This window comes from Lapidilactobacillus mulanensis, assembly GCF_003946215.1.
GTDB classification, from domain to species: Bacteria; Bacillota; Bacilli; order Lactobacillales; family Lactobacillaceae; genus Lapidilactobacillus; species Lapidilactobacillus mulanensis.
Genome location: NZ_RHOW01000003.1, coordinates 44,084 through 67,885 on the forward strand (window position 1 = coordinate 44,084; position 23,802 = coordinate 67,885).

Annotated in this window: 24 protein-coding genes; 2 read left to right on the forward strand and 22 right to left on the reverse strand. The window is 42.2% G+C overall.

Annotation, left to right across the window (positions count from 1 at the left end):
- The 4 genes from tsf to EKM67_RS01365 all read right to left on the reverse strand — a co-directional run bounded on the left by tsf (position 1) and on the right by EKM67_RS01365 (position 3,469).
- A complete protein-coding gene (gene tsf, locus EKM67_RS01350) occupies positions 1–879 on the reverse strand; it encodes a translation elongation factor Ts (protein WP_125576507.1) in 879 nt (292 codons plus the stop codon).
- A gap of 565 nt (positions 880–1,444) precedes the next feature.
- Positions 1,445–2,239 carry a 30S ribosomal protein S2 gene (gene rpsB, locus EKM67_RS01355; RefSeq protein ID WP_125576509.1) on the reverse strand — a complete coding sequence of 265 codons (795 nt, stop codon included), beginning with the start codon at positions 2,237–2,239 and terminating at the stop codon, positions 1,445–1,447.
- 241 nt (positions 2,240–2,480) lie between these two features.
- Positions 2,481–2,738: a GIY-YIG nuclease family protein gene (locus tag EKM67_RS01360; RefSeq protein WP_125576511.1), complete on the reverse strand. Its 258-nt coding sequence runs from the start codon at positions 2,736–2,738 to the stop codon at positions 2,481–2,483.
- Positions 2,735–3,469, reverse strand: coding sequence for a tRNA1(Val) (adenine(37)-N6)-methyltransferase (locus EKM67_RS01365; RefSeq protein WP_125576514.1), 735 nt, complete (start codon positions 3,467–3,469; stop codon positions 2,735–2,737). The genes EKM67_RS01360 and EKM67_RS01365 overlap by 4 nt, the downstream gene beginning before the upstream one ends.
- A gap of 158 nt (positions 3,470–3,627) precedes the next feature.
- Here EKM67_RS01365 and EKM67_RS01370 point away from each other — a divergent pair, with 158 nt between their 5' ends.
- The gene (locus EKM67_RS01370) at positions 3,628–4,284 is read left to right on the forward strand and encodes a lysophospholipid acyltransferase family protein (RefSeq protein ID WP_125576515.1); all 657 of its coding nucleotides are present in this window, start codon (positions 3,628–3,630) and stop codon (positions 4,282–4,284) included.
- A gap of 60 nt (positions 4,285–4,344) precedes the next feature.
- Here EKM67_RS01370 and EKM67_RS01375 read toward each other — a convergent pair whose 3' ends face one another.
- From EKM67_RS01375 to EKM67_RS01390, 4 genes are all read right to left on the reverse strand, one after another.
- Positions 4,345–6,168, reverse strand: coding sequence for an ABC transporter ATP-binding protein (locus EKM67_RS01375; RefSeq protein ID WP_125576517.1), 1,824 nt, complete (start codon positions 6,166–6,168; stop codon positions 4,345–4,347).
- Positions 6,155–7,921, reverse strand: a complete 1,767-nt coding sequence (locus tag EKM67_RS01380) for an ABC transporter ATP-binding protein (RefSeq protein WP_125576519.1) — start codon at positions 7,919–7,921, stop codon at positions 6,155–6,157. Before EKM67_RS01380 ends, EKM67_RS01375 begins: the two co-directional genes overlap by 14 nt.
- Positions 7,922–8,054: 133 nt before the next feature.
- The gene (locus tag EKM67_RS01385) at positions 8,055–8,288 is read right to left on the reverse strand and encodes a YneF family protein (protein WP_125576521.1); all 234 of its coding nucleotides are present in this window, start codon (positions 8,286–8,288) and stop codon (positions 8,055–8,057) included.
- Between the two features lie 104 nt (positions 8,289–8,392).
- The gene (locus EKM67_RS01390) at positions 8,393–8,641 is read right to left on the reverse strand and encodes a DUF896 domain-containing protein (protein ID WP_125576523.1); all 249 of its coding nucleotides are present in this window, start codon (positions 8,639–8,641) and stop codon (positions 8,393–8,395) included.
- 115 nt (positions 8,642–8,756) lie between these two features.
- Here EKM67_RS01390 and lexA point away from each other — a divergent pair, with 115 nt between their 5' ends.
- The gene (lexA, locus tag EKM67_RS01395) at positions 8,757–9,377 is read left to right on the forward strand and encodes a transcriptional repressor LexA (RefSeq protein ID WP_125576525.1); all 621 of its coding nucleotides are present in this window, start codon (positions 8,757–8,759) and stop codon (positions 9,375–9,377) included.
- A gap of 94 nt (positions 9,378–9,471) precedes the next feature.
- On the opposite strand, the gene EKM67_RS01400 is transcribed toward lexA, so the two are convergent.
- The 14 genes from EKM67_RS01400 to plsX form a co-directional block, all read right to left on the reverse strand.
- Complete coding sequence (locus tag EKM67_RS01400) at positions 9,472–10,506, reverse strand: M48 family metallopeptidase (RefSeq protein ID WP_125576526.1); 1,035 nt, start codon at positions 10,504–10,506, stop codon at positions 9,472–9,474.
- A gap of 42 nt (positions 10,507–10,548) precedes the next feature.
- Positions 10,549–11,160 carry a LemA family protein gene (locus EKM67_RS01405; protein WP_125576528.1) on the reverse strand — a complete coding sequence of 204 codons (612 nt, stop codon included), beginning with the start codon at positions 11,158–11,160 and terminating at the stop codon, positions 10,549–10,551.
- Positions 11,161–11,334: 174 nt separating this feature from the next.
- On the reverse strand, positions 11,335–11,682 hold the full coding sequence (gene rplS / locus EKM67_RS01410) for a 50S ribosomal protein L19 (RefSeq protein WP_125576530.1): 348 nt from the start codon (positions 11,680–11,682) through the stop codon (positions 11,335–11,337).
- 127 nt (positions 11,683–11,809) lie between these two features.
- A complete protein-coding gene (gene trmD, locus EKM67_RS01415; RefSeq protein WP_125576532.1) occupies positions 11,810–12,559 on the reverse strand; it encodes a tRNA (guanosine(37)-N1)-methyltransferase TrmD in 750 nt (249 codons plus the stop codon).
- 2 nt (positions 12,560–12,561) lie between these two features.
- Positions 12,562–13,077, reverse strand: a complete 516-nt coding sequence (gene rimM, locus EKM67_RS01420) for a ribosome maturation factor RimM (protein ID WP_125576534.1) — start codon at positions 13,075–13,077, stop codon at positions 12,562–12,564.
- Positions 13,078–13,129: 52 nt separating this feature from the next.
- Complete coding sequence (locus tag EKM67_RS01425; protein WP_125576536.1) at positions 13,130–13,378, reverse strand: KH domain-containing protein; 249 nt, start codon at positions 13,376–13,378, stop codon at positions 13,130–13,132.
- A gap of 6 nt (positions 13,379–13,384) precedes the next feature.
- Positions 13,385–13,660 (reverse strand): 30S ribosomal protein S16, encoded by a 276-nt coding sequence (gene rpsP, locus EKM67_RS01430; protein ID WP_125576538.1) that lies wholly within the window; start codon positions 13,658–13,660, stop codon positions 13,385–13,387.
- Between the two features lie 911 nt (positions 13,661–14,571).
- Positions 14,572–16,008, reverse strand: coding sequence for a signal recognition particle protein (ffh, locus tag EKM67_RS01435; RefSeq protein WP_125576540.1), 1,437 nt, complete (start codon positions 16,006–16,008; stop codon positions 14,572–14,574).
- 12 nt (positions 16,009–16,020) lie between these two features.
- Positions 16,021–16,365 carry a putative DNA-binding protein gene (locus EKM67_RS01440; RefSeq protein WP_125576542.1) on the reverse strand — a complete coding sequence of 115 codons (345 nt, stop codon included), beginning with the start codon at positions 16,363–16,365 and terminating at the stop codon, positions 16,021–16,023.
- A 27-nt stretch (positions 16,366–16,392) separates the two neighbouring features.
- Positions 16,393–17,856 carry a signal recognition particle-docking protein FtsY gene (gene ftsY, locus EKM67_RS01445; protein WP_125576544.1) on the reverse strand — a complete coding sequence of 488 codons (1,464 nt, stop codon included), beginning with the start codon at positions 17,854–17,856 and terminating at the stop codon, positions 16,393–16,395.
- Between the two features lie 56 nt (positions 17,857–17,912).
- Entirely contained in the window at positions 17,913–21,488 is a 3,576-nt protein-coding gene (gene smc / locus EKM67_RS01450) for a chromosome segregation protein SMC (protein WP_125576546.1), read from the reverse strand.
- 8 nt (positions 21,489–21,496) lie between these two features.
- Positions 21,497–22,204, reverse strand: a complete 708-nt coding sequence (rnc, locus tag EKM67_RS01455) for a ribonuclease III (RefSeq protein WP_125576549.1) — start codon at positions 22,202–22,204, stop codon at positions 21,497–21,499.
- A 298-nt stretch (positions 22,205–22,502) separates the two neighbouring features.
- Positions 22,503–22,748 (reverse strand): acyl carrier protein, encoded by a 246-nt coding sequence (gene acpP / locus EKM67_RS01460; RefSeq protein WP_125576551.1) that lies wholly within the window; start codon positions 22,746–22,748, stop codon positions 22,503–22,505.
- Positions 22,749–22,799: 51 nt separating this feature from the next.
- Positions 22,800–23,801, reverse strand: coding sequence for a phosphate acyltransferase PlsX (plsX, locus tag EKM67_RS01465; RefSeq protein WP_125576552.1), 1,002 nt, complete (start codon positions 23,799–23,801; stop codon positions 22,800–22,802).
- Between the last annotated feature and the right edge of the window lies 1 nt (position 23,802).

The window sequence follows — 23,802 nt, forward strand, 5'->3', positions numbered from 1 at the left end:
TTAATCTTTGATTTGGTTCATAACTTCTTCAACAAAGTTATCGGCTTGCTTCTCAATACCTTCGCCAACTTCGAAACGAATAAAGCTGATTAATTTGCCACCCTTGCTGGCAACAAATTGACCAACAGTTTGGTCTGGATCTTTAACGAATTCTTGGTCTGCCAAGCTAATTTCTGACAAGAACTTATTCAAACGGCCTTCAACGATACGGGGCACGATTTTTTCTGGCTTGCCTTCATTTTTAGTTTCTTCAGTTAAAACTTCGCGCTCATGATCAAGTACGTCTGAAGGAACTTCTTCGCGAGAAACATATTTAGGATTGATAGCAGCCACATGCATAGCCACGTCACGAGCAGTTGCTTCATCAGCACCCTCAAGTAAAACTAACGCAGCAATAGCGCCACCATTATGCAAATAGGCACCAAAAACTTGGCTGTCCGTCTTTGTTAAAATTTGGAAACGACGTAAGCTGATTTTTTCGCCAATAACAGCAGTTAATGAAGTGATTTTTTCTTGTAATGTTTGACCATCAACACTTAATGCGAGAACAGCTTCGTTGTCAGCTGGTTTGTTGGCGGCAACAGTTTCAGCGATTTCATCAACCAAAGAAGTGAATTTGTCATTTGAAGAAACGAAATCCGTCTCTGAGTTAACTTCGACAACAGCAGCTTCGTTACCTTTAATTGCGATTTGTGCTAAACCTTCAGCGGCAACACGATCACTCTTCTTCGCTGCCTTAGCAATGCCTTTTTCGCGTAAAACATCAACTGCTTTATCCATATCGCCGTCAGCTGCGACTAATGCTTTCTTAGCATCCATCATTCCGACGCTAGTCTTTTCACGTAATTCCTTAACTTGAGCTGCAGTAATTTTTGCCATGGGTAAAACCTCCTAGATTAAGTTGTGAGTAGCCATGGGTTGAAATTGAGCATTAACTCTGAGAGAACATTAAATCTGGTTTTAGATTTAGTGTTCTCTCAAGTTAAGCAGAAATTTCAATGGCTACGAACACGATTAAGTTGTGAGAGCTGACGGGTTGGCTGCGTAAGCTAAGTCTCGATAAGCGATTGATTCGTATTTTGAATCCATCGCTTATCGAACTTAGCTATAGCAGACAGTCAGCTCGAACACGATTATGTTGTGCAGAAAGATGTTCTGAAATCAATGGCTAAGTGAGAATAGCTAAAATCTTGACCTTAAGATTTCTAGCTATTCTTGCTTAGACACTTGATTTCAATCTTTCGTAACACGATTAAGTTGTGCAGAAGCACGGTTGGCTTTGAGCATTAACCTGTAATCCACGTGAATCTGCTTTTAGATTCAGGCGGATTACAAGTTAAGCGGAAAAGACAGTGCTTCAGAACACGATTACATCCTACAGACAAAGAAAGAGCTTGTGACAAAACCAAGTTTTGCGGCAAACTCTCTCATTGTCATTCGTTAATTATTCAGCATCTGGTGTTGATTTCTCAACTTTTTCAGCGATTTCTTCGATTGATTCGTCGCCTGATTCTGATGCAACTGGTTGTTGTTCTTCAACAGCAGCTGCGTCATCTTCACCTTGATGGCCTTCAATAACAGCGTCAGCCATCTTAGAAGTGATCAAACGTACGGCACGAATAGCGTCATCGTTTGAAGGGATAATAACATCGATGTCATCAGGGTCAGTATTTGTATCAACCATAGCAACGATAGGAATGTTTAATTTTTGTGCTTCTTTAACGGCGATGCGTTCTTTGCGTGGGTCAACAATGAACATCACATCTGGGATGCGAGGCATATCTTCGATACCGCCTAAGAACTTCTCAAGCTTGCCTTGTTCCTTAAGCAACAGTGAAACTTCTTTCTTAGGGAGAACATCGAAAGTGCCATCAGTTGCCATTTTTTTGATATTCTTTAAACGTTTGATACGGCTTTGAATCGTGTTCCAGTTAGTCAAAGTACCGCCTAACCAACGATGGTTAACGTAGAATTGACCAGCACGAGTTGCTTCTTCAGCGATTGAATCTTGTGCTTGCTTCTTAGTACCAACAAACAAGAATACGCCACCGTCTTCGGCAACAGCCTTAACGTAATTATAAGCGTCGTCGACCATTTTAACAGTCTTCTGTAAATCGATGATGTAGATACCGTTACGTTCTGTAAAAATAAACGGCTTCATCTTTGGATTCCAGCGACGTGTTTGGTGACCGAAATGAACACCGGCTTCAAGCAATTGTTTCATTGATAATACTGCCATAAAATAGTTCCTCCTAGTTTTTATTCCGCCACCCCGATCAATTCGGACTCGCACCAGCAAAACTGGCAACACGAGCACGATCACAAGGTGTGTGAATTTGGTGATTACACCGCTAATAATTATAACGGAAAAGATAAGTCAATGCAAGCCTATTCTGGTGAGTTTAAAAAGCATCAGTTGAACTCTCTGCCTATCTCGTTTCATTAAGCCGAAAAAATTTGTTACGGTGTTAAAATGCGGATCATTTCTTGTGAACTCTAATATAATTTTCTTTTTGCCTACGTGTTTTCTTTTTAAATTTCAATTCGAAACGCAATGCACTAGATTTATCGGCAAATTCTTCTGAATAGATTAGCGTAACAGGTAATCGCGCGCGCGTGTATTTGGCGCCTTTGCTTGCATTATGGGTGGCAATTCTCTTGGCAACATCATTGCTAGTCCCAGTATACAAAGTATTGTCGGCGCACTTCACAACATAACAATAATAAATATGATTCACCTTTCTTCTTCACCAAACAAAATCTTTTTGACAGACGCCGTGTATTCGTTGTTTTCTTCATAAACGATCAGCGGTGGCAGGATCCGCACGCCATTCGGCCGACCGTCTTTAATGGCTTCGATCAACACCATGTTTGCTTCTCGACCGGCTTTGGGATAGACGAATCGCATTTTTTTAGGCGCAAAACGATGGGTCTGCAAGCCCAAAATGATTTCGTCTAGCCGCTCGGGGCGATGAACAAGGTATAAATGACCATTCGTTTTAAGCAGCTTGGCACTGACAGTGAGCACTTCGTCGAGGTTCGTCGTGATTTCGTGTCTAGCAATGGCATAGTATGGATTCGGATTCTTGATACTAGTTTCATGATCCACAAAATATGGCGGATTACACGTCACCACATCCGCGAAATCGTCGCCTAAAGTTTGCGGGGCGTTTTTTAAATCGATGTTTTCAACTTTAACTTGCGAGGTCAACTGGTTTAAGTCCACCGAACGCTGGGCCATGTCTGCTAATTTCTGCTGAATTTCCACCAAGGTGATCGGTCCACGCGTCTTCCGCGATAAAAATAAACCGACCGCCCCATTGCCTGCGCACAGATCAACAACTTGATAATGTGGCCCCACGCGCGTAAAATCGGCCAGTAACACCGCATCCAATGAAAATGAAAATACCTCATCGCTCTGGATAATTTTCACAGCACCATTATATAATTGATCGATCCGCTCTACCATCGAAATTGTCCCCACAATCTGTATCGTGTTAAGATTAAGTACAGCAGATAAATTCAAACAGTTCAAATTTGTCTGCCCATCTGCGCTTTAAATATAATTATACCAAACGTCCCTTTTTCTGATATACTTTTTTTATAATAAAAAAACTAGGTGAAGCTATGTTCTATAAATTTATTCGTCCGGTCGCTCGCTTTATTGTTTGGATCTTAAACGGCCGCGCTAAAATTACAAATCCAGAAAATTTGATCGATGGCCCCTATATTTTAGTGGCACCACACAGAACCTGGTGGGAACCGATCATCTTCGCGTTAGCGGCCAGTCCGCGCGAATTTTCATTCATGGCTAAAAAAGAACTCTTCAACAATCCAATCCTCGGCTGGATCTTGCGACACGCCCATGCCTTTCCGGTTGACCGCTTCAATCCAGGTCCTTCTGCGGTTAAAATTCCAGTGCGAATTTTAAAAGAAGGCAAGCTTTCTTTGATCATGTTTCCCTCTGGCACGCGCTATTCAACTGAACTAAAGGGTGGTGCCGCCTTAATTGCTAAAATGGCCAAAGTTCCTTTACTTCCCGCTGTTTATCAAGGGCCCACGAGTTTCAAAGATTTTTGCAAGCGAAAGCAAGTCATCGTTGGCCTCGGTGCGCCCATCAACATTGATCGCAAGCAACGACTCGATGAAGCTGGCTTAGCCGAAATTAACACGAAAATGGAAGCAGCTTGGAAACAGCTTGATGCTCAGATCAATCCAAATTTTGTTTACCAACCCGATCAAAAGAAATTAGACGACGAAAAAGCCGAAAACAAATTCAAATAAAATTAAAGTGCCGCCTGATCTTAAGGATATTTTATCCAAGATCAGGCGGCACTTTTTTAATTAATCAGTGGTGACATTCTTGCCTTGTTGTAATTCATACAGTTGGTAGTAATGTCCTTTTTGAGCTAACAACTCATCATGAGTTCCGTGTTCGACAATGCGTCCCGCATCCAGAACAATAATTTGTTCCGCATCGCGAATCGTTGACAATCGATGGGCAATCGCAATAGTTGTGCGCCCCTTACGAAGTCGTTGCAGTCCTTCTTGAATCAGCGATTCCGTTTCAGTATCAATGCTAGACGTGGCTTCATCCAGAACTAAAATTTTAGGATTGGTGACCACTGTTCGCGCAAACGAAATTAATTGACGCTCACCACTCGAAAACTTGGCGCCACCCTCGATCACGCGCGCATGATATTTGCCAGGAAGTTTTTCAATAAAACGATCCGCTTGAACAAACTTGGCTGCAGCCTGAACCTGTTCATCGGTAATTTTATCGTTAAACAAGCGAATATTTGAAGAAACATCCCCGTAAAACATGAATGAGTCTTGCAAAACTAATCCGATCCGGCGGCGAATTTCGTCCATCGGATAATCTTTGATATCTTTATCATCGATCAAAATCTGGCCTTCATAGAATTCATAGAAACGCATCATGACGTTGATGATCGAACTTTTACCAGAACCCGTGTGACCAACGATCCCGATCGTTTCACCGGGTTTGGCGACGAAAGAAATATCATCGAGCACTTTGTTCTTGCCATCATAAGAAAACGAAACGTGACGGAATTCGATTTTACCGGATGCGATTTCACCCTGTGCACCTTCGTTTTGTGCAGGCGCATAGGTTTGATCATCTAAGATCCGCAAAATCCGACTACCCGCAACAACCCCGTCTTGTAATGACGACAGTGAATCCATCATATCTGACATTGGATTGAAGAAATTTGAAATGTAAGTTGTGAACGCATAAATCACACCGGCTTGAACAAATTGATTCTGAGCGGCCAATCCAAAATGTGTTAAAACAGCGACTAACGCGATTGAATACAGTAAATTGATCAACGATGAAAGCAACAATGAATTGGTGCGGATCATCGACTTCCGTGCGTCCAAATAATCCTGGTTAGTCTGTTCAAATTCACGACCGATCCGGTGTTCTTGACGGAATTCTTGAATGATCGAAATACCTTCGATCGATTCATTCAGCTTAACGTTTAACTCACTTAATTTTTCACGCATGTGTCTATAAACCTTGGAGCTGTAATGTGAATAGTACCAAATCGCCACCAATAAAATCGGTAGAAATGCAAGGACGATCCAAGCCGACAACGAGTTGGTCGTATACATGGCAATGAATGCCGTGACGACTGCGAACAAGCCGGTCAAGACAGACGCAAACACCTGTAAGAAATCCATTAAGGACATGGTATCATTGGTCACTCGAGACACGATAGAACCCGCAGGTGTCAAATCAAAATACCGCATGCCTAATTTATGAAGCTTACGGAACAATGCCCGCCGAACATCTTCCAATGCCTTTTCAGAACCCATTGAATACAAGAAGTTGCTGAAAAATTGAAGGATCGCCTTCAGTATGGTTCCTAAGAAATATAACGCGGCAAAACCTAAAATAATATTGAACGCGGTATTGCCATGATTCAAATAATGATCCATGAAATATTGTAATAACCGGGGCAATAAAATATTAATAGTTGCCAACAGTGCTGAAAAAATCAAAGCAACAATGAAAAAGGTTTTAAAAGGTAACGCGAAACGCATCATTTTTTTGATGATCACGAGCTGATCTTTCATCGGGATGCTACGTGACCAAGCTGATTGATAACCTTCTTCTTTCTTATTGGCATCATTATTCTGCGCCATCTTCAGCACCTCCTACGCCTAATTGTGCTGCTAATTGTTGACGACGCCACATTTCGGCATACCAACCATTTAGCGTTAATAATTGTTCATGAGTCCCACGTTCAACGATACGACCTTCATCGATGACTAAGATCTCATCGGCGTTCATGACCCCACTCAAACGATGTGAAGAAATAATCGTCGTCTTTTGGTGACGGTCTGCCTTCAGATTCGTGAGGATCTCAGCTTCTGTCTTGGCATCAACCGCAGATAAGGCATCATCCAAGATTAAAATCTCAGGCAAAGTGATCAGTGCTCGTGAAATGGCTAGCCGTTGTTTCTGACCACCAGATAACGAGACACCCTTTTCACCAACTAAAGTATCGTACTGACGACTGAATCCTTGAATGTCTTCATGAATCGCACTTTGCTTAGCCGCTGATTCAACTTCATCCTGATCTTTATCCATCGAGGCAAAACGAATATTGTCGCGAACGGTCGTCGAAAACAAGAAATTATCCTGAGGCACATAACCAATCGACGAAAGAAGTCCCTCTAATGTATAATCTTTAACGTTTTTAACGCCAATTTTAATTTCGCCATCGTAATTATCAAACTCACGTAGCAACAATTTCAAAATTGTGGTCTTACCTGCACCGACACGACCAACCAAGCCTAGCGTTTTGCCTGCTCCAAGATCAAAGTCGATCTGTCTCAAAGAAGTCTCTTCATCATCAGGATAAGTAAAACTTGCCACGTGATAACTAATATCGCCTGCAATCAAATGATCGGTTGCATTTGACTTTTCTTTGATCAGGCTCTTCTCACCTAACAATTCGTAAACACGATCATAACTGGCATTCCCACGTTCAATTACATTAAATAAACGACCAATGGCAAACATTGGCCAAACCAGCGTGCCAATATAACTGACGAACGAAATCAACTGACCTAACGTAATGGTCGAAGTCGTCACCAGCCAACCACCATAAATAATGGTGATGGCGTACGTCAGACCGATGATCAAGGAAGTGGTCGGATCAAACAACGAATCAATGCGATAAACTTTACGATTGATATCAATGGTGCGATCGACAATTTTTTCGAAGTCATCAATATCTTCATCAGCTTGACCAAACGTCTTGATGACTTTGATCCCACTGACTGATTCTTGTGTCTTATCATTTAACCGTGAAAAAGCAGCCTGCGATTCACCGAAAGCACGATGCAATCGGCTCCCCAGAACACGCGCAGAAACGGCCAAGAGTGGCATTGGAATCAACGCAACCAACGTCAAACGCCAATCGACAAAAATCATCATGGCAATGATCGTCGTGCCCCCAGTTAGAATTGAATCGAAGAAGGTTAAGATGCCAGAGCCAGCAACATTTTGAATAGCGTTCAAGTCATTGGTCGCATGAGCCATTAAATCACCAGTTCGATGACGTTGGAAAAAAGTTTCGTCCATTTTTAAGAAATGACCAAATAAGCGACTCCGTAATTCTCGCTCGAGTGTGGCAGCGCCACCCCAGATCATATTGCGCCAGCCGTAACGACTAATATATTGGACAATCGCTGCACCCAATAACAAGCCGACCCAAGTGAATAAAAGATTCAGACTTAGCTTGCGATCGTTCATTAAATCAGCCAAAATACCAATGACACGCGGTGGAACTAACCCAGCAATATCAGCAACGAGCAAAAATAAAATACCCGCGATATATCGTTTCTTTTCTTGCTTGAAGAACCAACCTAATTTTTTAAATATTCCCATAAAAAACCTCACGAAAAATTGAGTCTAGATGTCAAACACCCGATTTAAAACATATTCTTGGAACTAAATTTAAAAGCCAGTATACAAAAAGAGCAGGCGTCAAGACACCTGCAAAAAAAATCTGGTCAGAGTTCTACTTCTTGTCGCTCTTTTGTTGCTGAGCTTTCATAGCAGTCATCATCTGATGTAATTTCTTTTCGGACGGTTTCTGGCCCATTTGAACCATCATTGTCCGCATCATGTCTTCGTTAACGGGAGGATTGTCCCGAAAATACTTCTTCATATAAGCACGAGCACCGAAAAATCCGGCAACTGCCCCTGCGATAACACCCAAAATAATTAAAAATACTGCTAGTCCTACACTCATATTTACTCATAACTCCTTAATAATGAATTCTCTAACCATTTTACACATTTTACCTATCAATATGCAAGCTTATCAATTAATAAGTTGATGAGAAATTTAAAGATTTACTCATCATCGCGTAATCCTTTTTCATGTTGAACACGGCGGACCTTGCGTGGCGTGATTTCTTGACCCTCAGAATTAAAAACACGTAAGTCTTCAACCTGCGTCCGAAAACCAGCTCGGAATTCCTTCAAATAGGCTTTACGCAAGCTCGCCCGCTCTTCCTCTTCCGCAGGAGTCAAATCTCCTTTTTTAGCTTTTGCGGCCAATTCATTGATGCGCGCAATCAATTTAGGATCGATTTCTGACATTTTAATTTCTCCTCACAATTTTAGTTCATTAATATTTACTAAAATACGAACATAAGTTTGATTTTCCAATAATGATATGTTATGTTTATATTAACATATTATCGGGGTGTCTATCATGGCTAAAGCAATCAGCAGCAAACAATTAGAAGTTCTACAATACATATATGATACTGCAACTGATCGTGGCTATCCACCAACCGTCCGCGAAATTGGTGCAGAAGTTAATCTGTCATCAACATCGACGGTTCATGGTCACTTGTCACGACTTGAAAAGAAGGGCCTCATTCAACGAGACCCCACGAAGCCGCGGGCAATCGAAGTCACTGATGCAGGTTTGAAAGAATTAGGAATTTCTAAAAAACAAATTCCACTACTCGGTGTTGTCACTGCCGGTGAACCCATTCTCGCAGTGGAAGAAGCAACCGATTATTTCCCCTTACCACCAGAATTAGATATTGATGACAATAATTTATTTATGTTAACCATTCGTGGCGAAAGTATGATCAACGCTGGTATTTTCAGTGGCGATCAAGTCATCGTGCGTCAACAACGAGAGGCCAAGAATGGTGACATCGTCATTGCCATGACCGATCAAGACGAAGCCACTTGTAAACGATTCTTTAAAGAAAAAGATCATATCCGTTTACAACCAGAAAACGACACAATGGCGCCGATCATCTTGCCAGATGTTACGATTCTCGGAAAAGTTGTCAGTCTTTATCGTTCACACATTTGATATGATAACGATTAAAAAGCGAACCACCTCAACAAATAACTTTTGTTAAGGTGGTCCGCTTTTTTTCATAAATTAATTTAGATCAACTTGATTTTTATGACTCACTGCCAGAATCAAGATCACTATCTGGTTGTTCACCCATCACTAATTGCAAATTCTTGATTCGTTCCTCTAGCGGTGGATGATCATCCATCATCCGTGACCACCATGAACGTGACTGCTTCTTGCCGAATAACGGTTCGACTAAACATAGCTGAGACGTGTTTGGCGACAAAACTTTAGCGGCTGGTTGCGGATTTTGCAACTTTCTGAATGCTTTGATCAAACCAACTGGATTTCCAGTTAGTTCGGCACCAGAGACATCGGCCAACGCCTCTCGCTTACGAGACAAAAACTTTTGCAAAAGATAACTCAACGGAATTCCCACAATAATAATTAAGCCACCAACCAGAAGCATGGCTAACCCAATTAATTGCGTCGAATTTTCATCCTTGTCATCACGCGAACGGCGGCCACCACTACTATACATAATGGTTTGACCAACTCGTAACAGACCATAGCCCAAGATCGTAATAAAACCAACCAAGGCAATCGAAAGTGTTGTAACACGAATATCATAATTTTTAATATGACTCATTTCGTGACCGATCACGCCTTCAAGTTCTTCACGATCCATAATATTCAACAAACCCTGAGTGACCGCAACACTTGCTTTTTCTGGGCTCATTCCCGTTGCAAACGCATTGGGCGAAGGATCCGGAACCAAATAAACTTTAGGCATAGGCAGCCCTGCAGCTAAGCTCATCTCAGTGACGATATTATAAACACGTTTCTGATCTGGATCCGTGGTGTCTTCTGATATTTCTTGTCCCTTATTCATACTTAATAAGTTGCGACCGTTACGCCAATATTGGAACGCCACGTAAACGACAAGAATGCCTTCGAGAACTAATAACCAGAACCATGGTTGGTTAGCAGACTGTGCAGAATTCGTATCCGGCCGATAAAAGACTAACACCAAAACCACGAAGATGACGTTGATCAAGGCAATAAAAGCCGCAATGGCAAAAACCGACCGTTTCTTGTTCGATTGAACTTGTGCTTCCAGTGTATCTAAACGTTTATTCATACTTCATAACTCACCTTCTGCAGCGACGTTGATTTGAATACATTAAAACTTAACTTCGGGTGCAGTTTTCGTTGCTTCTTCAACTGGCAATTGTTCTTTCTTAGTAAAGTGGAACATGCCCGCGAAAATATTCGTTGGGAAAACTTCGACCTTGTTATTATAATCCCGAATGGTCCGATTGTAATTCGTCCGTGAGGCAGCAACACGATTTTCAGTACTCGTTAATTCTTCTTGTAATTGACTGAAATTCTGAGCTGCTTTCAAATTAGGATAGTTTTCAGAAACAGCAAATAAATGACCCAACACTTGAGTTGCCTGACTATCCGCTTGGGCACGAGTTGCAATTGACTTGCTTGTATCACCCATCACATCAGCCTGCTTCTCCAAATCTGCCAGTGGATCAGCTTGAGATTGTCCATTAGCAACACCACGTGCCTGAATAGCGTCCATAAGGGTATCATGCTCGTGCTTTGCATAGCCTTTAACCGTATTGACCAGGTTAGGGATCAAGTCGGCTCTACGCTTCAATTGGACACCAATTTGGCTTTCTGCCTCATCGGTTAAATTACGGGCCTTGACTAAGCCATTATATAAAGTGGCGATAATAATAACTAAGACGACAACAACGATCAATATAATAATTCCTGCGCTCATATTTATTCCTTCTTTCATTTCTGATTGGCTTAATTTTAACACGGATGACAAAATTAAGCCCTTAATTCAATTAAGAAATCAAAAAATAGCAATGACCACTCTACCCGAAAATACAAAAAGATCGAATTTGCATTAGCAAATTCGATCTTTTCAACAACTTCGATCAAGTTGAAATTAACGTTGAACTTCTTTGATACGAGCTGCTTTACCGCGTAATGCGCGTAAGTAGTACAATTTAGCACGACGTACACGACCATGACGAGTAACTTCGATTTCAGCAACACGTGGTGAGTGAAGTGGGAAAGTACGTTCAACACCAACACCATTACTGATCTTACGAACAGTATAAGTTTGGCGAATACCAGTACCATGGCGTTTAATAACAACACCTTCGAAAAGCTGGATACGTTCGCGCGTACCTTCGACGATTTTTGCATGAACTCTCAGCGTATCGCCAGGGCGAAAATCTGGAATATCAGTGCGCAATTGTTCTTTGGTAATTTCTTCGATCAATGGATTCATATTTTTTCTCCTCTTTCACTGACATTCATATGTCGCCATTAAGTCGCCACAGCGGAATATCGTTGTTATGGAATGATGATCGCGCAACGAAATATCACGCAACTTACTGTTCCAATGTTATATTCTATCATAAATCAGTGAAGTCTGACAAGTCTTCCTGAGCGTTCAATTCACGAATCAACTTTTTTATTTCTGGAGTTTCAATGCCTTCGAGTAAATCTGGCCGTTGTTTTAGCGTCCGCCAAACTGCCGCTTTTAAACGCCACTGGGCAATTAATTGATGATTCCCATTCGTAAGTACCTCTGGCACCTGGCGGCCCTCATAGTCGGCCGGACGTGTGTATTGCGGGTATTCAAGTAACCCTTGGGCAAACGAATCGGTCGCTGCAGACTCCTGACTTCCTAAAACACCCGGAATTTGTCGACTGATCGCATCGATCATCACCATCGCAGGTAACTCACCGCCGGTCAAAACATAATCGCCTAATGAGATTTGATCCGTCGCCATTTGGTAAACACGTTGATCGAAACCTTCATAATGACCGCAAATAAAAGTAAGATGGTCACATTCGGCAAGTTCGACTGCATATTGATGATCAAACGGACGACCACCTGGATCTAAAATGATTGTTCGATCGGCATGACCATGCGTCTGTTCAACATGTGCTAGCGCATCAGCAATCGGTTGCACTTCTAATAGCATCCCCGCACCACCACCATAGGGCGTATCGTCGACACTATGATGTTTACTTTTAGTGTAATCGCGAAAATTGGTCACATCAATGTTTAGTAGCTTTTTTTCTTGCGCGCGACCGATCAATGAATAATTCATCGCGTCAAACATTTCTGGAAATAAACTTAAAATATCAATCTGCATAGTTAATCATCTAATCCTTCAGGAATATCGACCAATGCGGTTTTGTTAGCAACATCGACTTTAAGAACGACTGATTTTAAAAATGGCAGTAATAAATCGGATTGACCAGGTCGTGCGACGACCCAAACATCATTAGCACCAGGCGCTAAAATTTCGCGAACTTTGCCGATCGATTCATTCGTTGCTTGATCAATGATAGTCAGGCCGACAATATCGCGATAATAATATTCATCCGCCGCTAATTCTTGCTGATCCGCCTCGTCTACGTAAAGCATTTGCTGCAGTAAGTGCTGCACATCATTAATATCTTGATACTCAGCAAAAGTCAGTAAATACATGCCTTTATGTGGACGCGTCGAAGCAACATGCAATGGCTGCCATTGCCCGTTCATCTGGAAGAAAAGCGTCGCTCCTTTTTTGAAGCGTTCATTCGGAAAATCTGTCGTGGCTGCAACCTTAACTTCACCCTTCAAACCGTGGGTGGTTACGATCTTGCCAACTTCATAATAATTCGTCATTTTAAACCTCACCATAATAAAAGGACTCATACTAGTGATGAGCCCTAAAGTCTTACTTGTCTACAATATTTAAGCGAATACGTTTGCCATTATCTAAGCGAATGCCGTAAATCAACGTCCGAATTGCCTGAGCAACCCGTCCCTGCTTGCCGATAATTCGACCAACATCTTTACGATCGAGTGACAAATTATAAGTTGTGAAACGCTCATCGTCAACAGTATTAATTGTCAATTCATCTGGCATTGTAATCAATGGCCTCACAATTGCGCTGATTAATTCACTTACATCTGCTGATTTCATCGTCAACTACTTCTTTTCGAAGCGTGATTCGTGATACTTCTTCATGATTCCTTTTGAAGAAAGTAAAGTCCGAACTGTATCTGAAGGTTGTGCACCTTTTTGTAACCAGTCTAAGATGACGTCTTCTTCTAACTTCAATTGGATTGGGTCACTGATTGGATTGTAGTAACCAACTTCTTGAATGAAGCGACCATCACGAGGTGCGCGAGAATCAGCAACAACGATACGGTAGAACGGACGACGTTTTGAACCCATGCGACGCATACGAATTTTAACAGCCATAAATAAATTTCCTCCTAAAAATAACTAACATTAATAATATACCAGTATCTAATTTGAATGTAAAGAGTTTTTTCTTTACAGCTTGAAAAATGTAAGGATGACTTTTAAACCCTTGATCTAATTCATGAAGGCTTTGTTTACATGAGGTGGGATTTAGTTTGGTTCCGCCAGAACGCTGCAGAAAAATGTTGCGCCTCGCTGTGGGGATGACTTCAAGCCTTTTGAAAACCGCAAAAGTCTTGAAGATCACCCTTGTTCTAGCGGGACTTGGGCTTGGTGGATAACTGAATTATTGCGCAACTTATCTGAGAAGATTTAATAAATTATTTGGTCCCGCAAGAACAATTTCACTGCGAGTCGCAACTTTTTCTTCCGCGTTCTGACTCATCTCGGCAGTTTTATAGTGCTGGCTCTAGTCAACGGCTAGTCCTGTGCAACTGACTTATACCGCAACTTTAATTTCTAGAAGACGAAAGGCGGACTTGATTATCGTTCCGACTTTTAAGCTGAACTATTCCCAGCAAAGGCAACAATGTCAATCACGCTTAAGGAACCCTGTTATTCAGATCATAATCTAAACGAAATAAGTTTAGGCAGAAGTTGCGGAAGAAAATAGTTGGATTGCAGTGGTATTTCTGTTAACGAACAGTTTTTGTGAGTTTACAGAAAGAGAAAATGTGAGATCTTCCCGGTTTTGGAAGAGCTCACATTTCAGGCGGAAGAATTTCCGGTCTTTGGAAATCCTGCAGCCGTCTCCACAGCAACGTCCCACTATTTTCTGGAGCAACTTCTGCCGCAGGTAGATTAAGATTTTTAATCACGTTAATTGAGCCCGAAAAAAGCTCTCACAAAAAACTCCGCAACAGACATATTACTTTCTGAAGCAGCTTCTGCCGAAGGTAGCTAAAATCCTAAGATTTAAACCGCTTGGCATTCTTCAATCGTTTCTTTTTGTTCTTCTTTTGCTTACGGACCATCGAATTCATAGCCATCTTACCCATTTTGCCTTGCATGCCACTGCCAAACATATTTTCCATGCCATTCATATTGCCTTTTGACATCTTAGTCATCATATCGCGTGACTGTTTGAATTGTTTGATCATACGATTGACTTCTTGGACACTACGACCAGAACCCGCGGCAATTCTGCGACGGCGACTGGGATTGAGCAAGTCTGGATCGCGACGCTCTTTAGGCGTCATTGAATAAACGATTGCCTTGATGTGATCGATGTCTTTGGGATCCATCTTCACATTTTTGAGTGCAGGATTATTGGCCATACCTGGAATCATCTTCATGATTTCATCAAGTGGTCCCATGTTTTGAATCTGACTCATTTGATCGACGAAATCATTGAAGTCAAAATCATTCTCTTGGATCTTGCGGGCCATATTTTCGGCTTGCTCTTGATCGTAATCGGTTTGCGCCTTTTCGATCAGGGTCATCATATCGCCCATGCCTAAGATTCGATCGGCCATTCGATCTGGATAGAAGACATCTAACGCATCTAATTTTTCACCTTGGCCGACAAACTTGATTGGCTTGCCAGTGACCGTGCGAATCGATAGCGCTGCACCACCACGGGTATCGCCATCCAACTTCGTTAAGACAACACCGGTGATGTCGAGTTGCTGATTAAATCCTTCTGCCACCTGAGTTGCCACTTGACCAGTCATCGAATCGACAACCAGCAAGATTTCATTTGGTTGCGCGAGTGCCTTGATATTGCTCAATTCCTGCATCAACTGTTCGTCGATTTCTAATCGACCGGCAGTATCGATGATCACATAATCATTTTTATTTTCAGCAGCTTGTGCCAACCCTTGTTTCACGATTTCGACAGGGTCATGATCTGTTCCCATTTCGAAAACAGGCACATCTAGTTGTTGCCCGATCGTCACTAATTGATCAACGGCGGCGGGGCGATAAATATCGGCCGCAATCATTAATGGACGTGCTTTTTCTTGATCGACTAAACGCTTAGCCAATTTACCAGCCGTCGTTGTTTTACCGGCACCTTGCAGCCCGACCATCATGATCACCGTTGGAATGTGTGGTGACTTGTTCAAAGGCACGGCGGCATCGCCCATGACCTTCACTAATTCATCATGCACAATTTTGACGATTTGTTGCGCTGGGGTCAAACTATTTAAAACTTCGGTACCAACCGCGCGTTCACGTACGGTCTTGACGAATTCTTTGACCACATCAAAATTAACGTCGGCTTCAAGCAGTGCCAAACGAATTTCTCGCATTGCATCGCGAACATCACTTTCGCTAACCTTACCTTTACGTTTCAAACCGTTAAATGCATTCTGCAGTCGTTGTGTTAAACCTTCAAAAGCCATCTTCTACCATCCTTACTGGGCATCAACTAAATTTTCAAATTTCGCCACAAGTTCTTTAAGCGTCTCATCTTCTGGATAATGTTGTGTCACTAAATCATTTAATTGATTGACCAAACTCAGCTCCTGGCGGAAATGGGCAATCAATTGTAACTTCTCTTCATACTTGACCAAAGTTTTCTCGGTTCGCTTAATATTATCATATACTGCCTGGCGACTCACGCTAAATTGTTCTGCGATCTCACCCAATGAATAATCTTCAGCATAATAAAGATCCAAGTAAGTCGCTTGCTTCTTAGTCAGCAGTTCATGATAAAAATCATACAATTCATTGATTTGCTCGTTTGATTCCACTGCCATTGATTTTTCCTCACTTGCCTATTGCGATTAGTCCTCGATTAAATCCTTGAAGAGTCCATAAACATATTTGGCCGGATCGAATAATTGTAAGTCCGCCGTTTTTTCACCTAAGCCAACTAATTTAACGGGTAGATGCAGCTCGTTGCGAATGGCGATGACGATTCCGCCCTTCGAACTGCCATCTAACTTCGTTAAAATCAACCCAGTCACATCTGTCGTCTTGCTAAATTGCTTGGCTTGATTTAAAGCGTTTTGACCGGTTGAGGCATCCAAAACCAATAAGACTTCTTGCGGGGCATTGGGTAATTCACGCACGATAACGCGTTTGATTTTTGCCAACTCGTTCATCAAATTCACATTATTTTGTAAGCGACCCGCGGTGTCAACAAGCAAAATATCATAGTTCTCTGCGTGGGCCTTCTTGGCCGCTTCAAAAATAACTGACGCTGGATCTGCGCCCGCTTTAGAAGTCACAATGTCAGTCTTTGTGCGGCGCGCCCATTCGGCCAGTTGCTCAATTGCCCCGGCGCGGAATGTATCGCCGGCAGCCAACAGAACACTTTTTCCTTCATCGTGATATTTCGCCGCCAATTTGCCGATCGTCGTCGTTTTACCAGCGCCATTGACACCAACAAACAAGTAAACTGTGGGCTCACCAGCTTCAGCAAAATGAAGCGTGTTGTCTTCTTGCTCGCCGGCTTCGCCGTAAATATCGACCATTTTTTCAACAATGACTTGACCAACTTGCTTTTTAGTCTTGGCATTTTTTAATTTAACTTCTTCACGCAACTGATTACTGATCGTCATCGCTGTGTCAAAACCAACATCAGCTTCAATCAACATTTCTTCCAGATCTTCGAAGAAATCTTCGTCGACAGAACGGAAATTAGCTAAGAATTTATTTAATCGAGCCGTAAAACCAGTACGGCTTTTGGCTAAGCCTTGATCATATTCCGCCACCGAGTCAGATTCATCGGCGTCAGAGTCAAGAGGTTCACTTGAATCTTCGTCGGGTTCCTGCGCTTCAGTTAAATCTTCGTCGACTTCAACACTTGACTCGCTAGTCGAATCAGTTGCTTGATCTGTTGAAGCGACTTTTGACGTTTCATCTACTATTGGGTCTGTTGGTGCCTGCTCATTGTCATCAGAAGTTTCCACTCGATCTTCTGATGAAATTTCTTCAGACTGGACAACCGATTGTTCAGCGTGTGTTGCTTCTTGCTCAGAATCAGGTGTCGTCGTCGATTCAGATTCGACCTCAACAGCCTCCAAATCATTTTCAGTGAACGCTTCTGATTCTTGTTGTTCGGTAACATCTTCAGAATCTTCAACGGTCGAATTTTCCGACATTTTTTCGGCTTGTTCGCTTGTTTCTGAACCCTCTGAGTCTAATACCGCTTCTTGTTTTAATTCTGCTTCTTCAGACTGCTTTTCTTCATCTGCTTTGGGTTTAGCACCAAACGCTTTTTTTACCCGATCAAAAAATCCCATTTACATACCTCCTCGTATTATTAACAATAAGCTGTGAGAATCGATGTTCTAACCAATCAATTCCCTGAAACTAATTGTTCGCCTTCAACATCGGTCAATGACACGCTAATGATTTTTGAGACACCTGATTCTTGCATCGTGACACCGTATAAACGATCAACTTGCATCATGGTGCCTTTACGATGCGTGATCACAATGAACTGCGTTTGATCTTCGTAATGCCGCAAATAATTGGCAAAACGATCGACGTTAGCATCATCCAAAGACGCCTCGACTTCATCAAGAATACTGAAAGGTGCAGGTTTCACTTTTAAGATTGCAAAAAGCAACGTGATCGCCGTCAATGCTCGTTCACCACCGGATAACAAACTGAGGCTCTGTAATTTCTTGCCAGGTGGCTGCGCATTGATTTCTATTCCGGTAGTGAGCCAATTTCCCGGATCCGTTAATTCTAGTTTAGCTTGACCGCCGCCAAACATTTTTGGAAAAATATCCGTAAAGGCCTGATTCACAGCTGTAAATGTCGTTGAAAAACGTTGAGAAACTTCTTGATCCATATTTCCCATCGTCTTCAATAATTCGGTCCGTGCCGTGATCAAATCATCTTGTTGCTTCGACAAAAATTCATAACGCTCATTGACCTCGTCAAATTCAGCAATGGCATCCAGATTAACGTGCCCAATATCGCGTAAGGTCATTCGCACTAATTTTAAGGCAGAATTGAGTTCATCAAGCGACTGATGATCAGCCGCTAAATTCTGATAGGCCGCTTCAAAACTTAATTGATAGTCTTCACGCAATGTGGTCAAACGCGTATTCATTTCCAATTTCAGTGAATTCAACGCGACGGCGACTTCTTCTTGCTCTCTAGCTGTTTGCTTTTGTAACTGATATTGTCGCTGCGTTTGTGGTTCTAACGCTTCAATTTGATCTGCAAGTGCTTGCCGTTCTTGTTTATACTGTGCCAATTTAGCCTTCAATGCGGAAATTGTCGCCGTTAATTTTTGCAACTGTTCAGCAACTTGATGTGCACTAAGCTGTGTTTGTTGTTGATTGGCGGTTAATTCACGCAAGGATTCTTGTAATTCAGAATGTTGTTGCTGCAAATTCTTCAATTCGGTTTCTTGTCGTTGCTGCTCCTCAACGACATTAGCCAAAGATGCCTGTGCCACTGCAAATTTTGTCTTCAATTCACTGACTTGTCCAGTTAAAGTCTCTTGCTGGGCGGTAAAATTAGTCAGCCGCTCTTGTGTGTGGGCAATCGTCTCTTTTTGCGCATCGATCTTTGCAGCAATCGTCTGCTGTTCAGTTGACTTGTCCCTGAGTTGTTGCTGCAATTCAACACATTCAGATTGATGCCGTTCCTGAGTCAATTGCTCGATCTTAATTTGTTGTTCCAATCGTTGTAAATTCTGTTCTTGCTCGGTGACATACTGTTTGGCAACATTCGCTGATTTCGCAGAGGCCTGTAACTTTTGTTCGAGCGCAATACGTTGACCACTCAATTGCGTGGACTGCTCCTTGCTTGCACTAATTGTTGCCTGCAAGGTATTTAATTCACCCTGTTGTTGTTTGATTGTTGCTTTCAATTGGGTCAATTCTTGTTGGCGGCTCAGCAATCCGTTGCGTTGTTGCTTCGTTTTACCACCAGTCATCGCGCCACCAGGTGTTAAAATATCCCCGTCCAATGTTACGATCCGGGTTTGATAATGAATCGCCTTAGCCAATTGAGTGGCTTCAGATAATTGATCAACCACTAAAATGTTTCCCAACAAATGATCGATCACATTTTTCAGCTTAGGATCATACTGAATTAATTCTGCCGCGACGCCTTCAAACCCAGCCGACTGCTGTGCGGTTTGTAAAAGACCACGATCTAAATAATGCGGGCGAATCGTTGTCAATGGCAAGAAAGTTGCGCGTCCCAAACGTTGTGCCTTTAAAAAACTGATTGCTTGTTCCGCGCTTTGTGTATCTTCACAGATGACTTGTTGCAATTGCGAGCCTAAAACTTGTTCGATTGCAAACTGCAGCTTCGCAGGAACCCGCAATAAATCTGCCACTGCACCGATTAATCCAGATAATTTATTTTTTGAATTTAAAACGGCACGCACACCTTGGTAAAAGCCACTGTGATCGGCTGTTAATTCTTCCAAACTCTGATAGCGTGCTTTTTGTTGTTGAAATTGTTCGAGTTGTTGGTACCAACTCTGTTCCTTATCGGTGATCGTTTGCCGTACTTCAGCTAATTGCTGATCAAGTTTAGTTAATTGTTGCTGCTGAGCTTGTTGCTGCTCGGCTTGTTGTTGGTCAACTTCTCGTAATTGACGCACAGTTGCTTGTAAGGCTTGTTTTTGCATCTGCAACTTGGTTAAATCTTCTTCAGCCTGTTGTTGCTGAGCCGTCAACTTGTTCAGATTATCTTGGCCAAAAACGATCTCGTTGCGGATCGTCGTTTGCTTTTGCAATTGTTCGATGTAATCGGCACGCAAATCGTTGACTTGCTGTGCAAGATCCTCCTGATTTTCACCCTGTTGCGTCTGCAATTGAGACAATTGCGCCGTGAGTTGATCATTTTCAGTCTGTGCTGTCACGAGTTTAGCTTTCGTTTGCGTGATAACATCAACTTGTGTCGCACTAGCCGCTTCATTTTCAGCCAGTTGTTTCTGTAAGGATTCTGAATTAGTCTGGTGATAAGTCGCGCGCTCCTGCGACAAAGAAATCTGACCGTTCAAACTCTCTTGCTGACGTGTTTGCTCGACTAACTGATCTTGATGGGCTTCAATTTTCTGATTGATAGCTTCAGAATTTTCGCGCGCTGTGGTCAATTGCTGACTGACCGTCTGAGTTTGCTGATCAATTTTTTGGGAGATCTCATTCAGTTCATGTTGCCGCTGAATTTGTTGATTCTGTTGTTGGTGCAGATCAGCTAACTCAAGCGCTAAAATTTGTTGATTTAACTCATCAAAGCTTGCTTTTTGGCGCTGATAATCCTTTGCACGACTGGCTTGTTTACACAAAGGTTCCACGCGTCCGGCCAATTCAGAAACAATATCGGCGATCCGATTCAGATTCTCATTGGTCACGGCCAATTCGGATTCAGCCTGCTTTTTTTGCTGTTTAAATTTAAAAACGCCAGCTGCTTCTTCAATAATCGTTCGCCGATCTTCAGGTTTACTATTGAAAACTTCTTCAACTCGGCCCTGCGAAATAATCGCAAAAGCTTCTTTGCCTAAACCTGAATCAAGAAATAAATCACTGATATCACGCAAACGACAACTCCGGTGATTAAGTCTAAAATCACTGGTGCCGTCACGAAATAAACGCCGAGAAATTTCCACAGTCGCTTGATCAGTCTTCAAAGAATGATCGCGATTATCAAAGACCAGCGTAACTTCGGCCCGATTTAAAGCAGGACGTAGCGCACTCCCGGCAAAAATAATATCCGGCATGTGACTGCCCCGCAAACTCTTAGCCGACTGTTCACCCATCACCCAACGAATGGCTTCGGTAATATTACTCTTCCCACTACCATTAGGGCCGACGATTCCTGTGATCCCGGTTGTAAATTCAATTATAGTTTTATCTGCAAATGATTTGAATCCGTTGATCATCAGTGATTTTAGCGGCATTGATCTTCCTACCCATTCTCATGTTCTTGTAACTGGCTTAATGCCGTTTCCGCCGCATTTTTTTCGGCGGCTTTTTTATTTTGGCCGACACCTTGTGCCAACGGCTTCCCGTCAACACGTAATTCGACTAGAAAGTCCCGCTCGTTGGCAGAGCCTTCAGATTTCATCACAACATACTCGATTTTACGTTCACCATTACGTTGTAAATATTCCTGCAATCTGGTTTTATGATCCGTATCATAGGAATATTGACCAGCATCAATTTTTGGGAAAAGAACCTGCTTCAAAAAAGCAACCACAGCTGGCATGCCTTGATCCAAATATAGCGCGCCATTAAAGGCTTCAAAAACATCCTCAAGCAATCCTGCTCGTGAGCGCGCACCCATTTTTTCTTCACCGACGCCTAACCGAATGTAGGGTTGAAAACCAGAATCAATCGATAATTGACAAAAGCTCGACGATTTAACAATTGCGGCGCGTAACCGAGTAAGTTTGCCTTCTGGTAAATGCTTATAATTCTCAAACAAATAGTCTGACACAGCTAATTCCATCACCGCATCACCCAAGAATTCTAGACGCTCATAATTGCCATAACCTAATTCTTTATTCTCGTTTGCAAACGAAGCGTGTGTAAAAGCCGCATCTAACAAACCAAGGTCTTTAAACTCAACACCATATTTTGCCCGCAACTCGCTGACAAATTCTGCTGCTACCATATTGGTCATCTCCTAAACAAGCTACCGAAGCACAATTGAAAGACATGGCTAAATTTATTAATTAAAAAACTAATCACTTAGACATCAAGTTCAAACCTTCGGCGCGATCAAAACTACAGAATACCACAATTTACATTATACCCTAAGAAACAATTACAACCAAAACGAAATTTCAGGGTTGTACAGCCCGTTTAGAATGGGCAATGTATAAACTTAAGCTCAACAAAACGCAAAAGCTCTGAATGATCACTTTGATCATTCAGAGCCCGGCCTTTGAACCAATTTAAATCTCAATAAATTACTTATCTTGGTGCGCATCAATATATTTAACTGCGTCACCAACTGTAATAATTTTTTCAGCATCTTCATCTGGAATTTCATCGTCAAATGTATCTTCCAATTCCAAGACAAACTCAACCAAATCAATTGAATCTGCGGATAAATCATTTTTGATATTTGTGTCACGCGTGATCGTGCTTTGATCAACCTCAAAACGGTCGGCAATCAAGCTGGCGATCTTATCAAATACTTCTGTTTCTGTCATTATTGTCCTCCTGAAATTCGTTCTGGTCGATTTGTTACTGATACTTCATCATTACTTGATCGGATTTTCCTTCAAATAATTGATGACTTGCGGAATCGTTTGCTTAGCGAGCATCTCGCGGATCTGGCCGATCGTTGAAATCACCGCGCCTTCATCTGAACCACCATGGGTTTTGATCACAGGCGCATTGACGCCTAGTAAAACTGCACCACCATTGTCAGATATACTAAAACGATTTTTAATCTCGCCCAGAGCTGGTTTAATCATCGCAGCCCCTAGTTTAACACCAATGCCACTGTTTAATAAAGTATCTTTGATCATTTTCAACAACAAACTAGCCATACCTTCAGTTGCTTTTAAAACGGCGTTACCTGTAAAACCATCAGAAACGATCACGTCAGCTTTATCTTGTAGCAAATTACTCGATTCAACATTACCCACGAAATTAATCGCTGGGTTTTTTTCTAACCGTTGATAAACTTCCTGATGTAAGGGATCACCCTTGTCAAATTCAGTGCCGTTGTTGAGCAACGCCACTCGCGGTTTCGCAATGTTACGAATGTCGCGCGCATAAATCGTGCCCATTAACGCCCATTGCTCCAGATAGCTGGCTTTACTTTCTGCATTGGCACCACAGTCGAGTAAATTGACCATGTTGTTGGGATTAACTGTTGGCAATGAAGGCATCAACGCCGGCCGTTCGATGCCTTTGATCCGACCGATCACGAAGATACCTGTCGCCAATAACGCACCCGTATTTCCTAATGAAAAAAGTGCTTCGGCTTTTCCATCTTTGACCGCTTGTGCTGCCATGACCATTGAAGAATCTTTTTTTCGGCGAACCGCTTTTACTGGCTCATCTTCATTAAGAATTTGGCTATCTGCTTGCACAAATTCAATACGTGTTTCGTCAGTCAAATATGGTTCAACTTTGGCACGATCACCAAACATCATAAATTCGAGATCAGGCCATTGATCACGTGCCTTCATTACACCATTCACAACGACTTCTGGTGCGTGGTCGCCACCCATTGCATCTACCGCAATCTTCATA

What these genes read in the sequence shown, in the direction of transcription:
- tsf (WP_125576507.1), bottom strand. Translation starts at nt 879, where the DNA reads ATGGCAAAAATTACTGCAGCTCAAGTTAAGGAATTACGTGAAAAGACT.
- rpsB (WP_125576509.1), bottom strand. Translation starts at nt 2,239, where the DNA reads ATGGCAGTATTATCAATGAAACAATTGCTTGAAGCCGGTGTTCATTTC.
- EKM67_RS01365 (WP_125576514.1), bottom strand. Translation starts at nt 3,469, where the DNA reads ATGGTAGAGCGGATCGATCAATTATATAATGGTGCTGTGAAAATTATC.
- EKM67_RS01370 (WP_125576515.1), top strand. Translation starts at nt 3,628, where the DNA reads ATGTTCTATAAATTTATTCGTCCGGTCGCTCGCTTTATTGTTTGGATC.
- EKM67_RS01375 (WP_125576517.1), bottom strand. Translation starts at nt 6,168, where the DNA reads ATGGCGCAGAATAATGATGCCAATAAGAAAGAAGAAGGTTATCAATCA.
- EKM67_RS01380 (WP_125576519.1), bottom strand. Translation starts at nt 7,921, where the DNA reads ATGGGAATATTTAAAAAATTAGGTTGGTTCTTCAAGCAAGAAAAGAAA.
- EKM67_RS01385 (WP_125576521.1), bottom strand. Translation starts at nt 8,288, where the DNA reads ATGAGTGTAGGACTAGCAGTATTTTTAATTATTTTGGGTGTTATCGCA.
- EKM67_RS01390 (WP_125576523.1), bottom strand. Translation starts at nt 8,641, where the DNA reads ATGTCAGAAATCGATCCTAAATTGATTGCGCGCATCAATGAATTGGCC.
- lexA (WP_125576525.1), top strand. Translation starts at nt 8,757, where the DNA reads ATGGCTAAAGCAATCAGCAGCAAACAATTAGAAGTTCTACAATACATA.
- EKM67_RS01400 (WP_125576526.1), bottom strand. Translation starts at nt 10,506, where the DNA reads ATGAATAAACGTTTAGATACACTGGAAGCACAAGTTCAATCGAACAAG.
- EKM67_RS01405 (WP_125576528.1), bottom strand. Translation starts at nt 11,160, where the DNA reads ATGAGCGCAGGAATTATTATATTGATCGTTGTTGTCGTCTTAGTTATT.
- rplS (WP_125576530.1), bottom strand. Translation starts at nt 11,682, where the DNA reads ATGAATCCATTGATCGAAGAAATTACCAAAGAACAATTGCGCACTGAT.
- trmD (WP_125576532.1), bottom strand. Translation starts at nt 12,559, where the DNA reads ATGCAGATTGATATTTTAAGTTTATTTCCAGAAATGTTTGACGCGATG.
- rimM (WP_125576534.1), bottom strand. Translation starts at nt 13,077, where the DNA reads ATGACGAATTATTATGAAGTTGGCAAGATCGTAACCACCCACGGTTTG.
- EKM67_RS01425 (WP_125576536.1), bottom strand. Translation starts at nt 13,378, where the DNA reads ATGAAATCAGCAGATGTAAGTGAATTAATCAGCGCAATTGTGAGGCCA.
- rpsP (WP_125576538.1), bottom strand. Translation starts at nt 13,660, where the DNA reads ATGGCTGTTAAAATTCGTATGCGTCGCATGGGTTCAAAACGTCGTCCG.
- ffh (WP_125576540.1), bottom strand. Translation starts at nt 16,008, where the DNA reads ATGGCTTTTGAAGGTTTAACACAACGACTGCAGAATGCATTTAACGGT.
- EKM67_RS01440 (WP_125576542.1), bottom strand. Translation starts at nt 16,365, where the DNA reads ATGGCAGTGGAATCAAACGAGCAAATCAATGAATTGTATGATTTTTAT.
- ftsY (WP_125576544.1), bottom strand. Translation starts at nt 17,856, where the DNA reads ATGGGATTTTTTGATCGGGTAAAAAAAGCGTTTGGTGCTAAACCCAAA.
- smc (WP_125576546.1), bottom strand. Translation starts at nt 21,488, where the DNA reads ATGCCGCTAAAATCACTGATGATCAACGGATTCAAATCATTTGCAGAT.
- rnc (WP_125576549.1), bottom strand. Translation starts at nt 22,204, where the DNA reads ATGGTAGCAGCAGAATTTGTCAGCGAGTTGCGGGCAAAATATGGTGTT.
- acpP (WP_125576551.1), bottom strand. Translation starts at nt 22,748, where the DNA reads ATGACAGAAACAGAAGTATTTGATAAGATCGCCAGCTTGATTGCCGAC.
- plsX (WP_125576552.1), bottom strand. Translation starts at nt 23,801, where the DNA reads ATGAAGATTGCGGTAGATGCAATGGGTGGCGACCACGCACCAGAAGTC.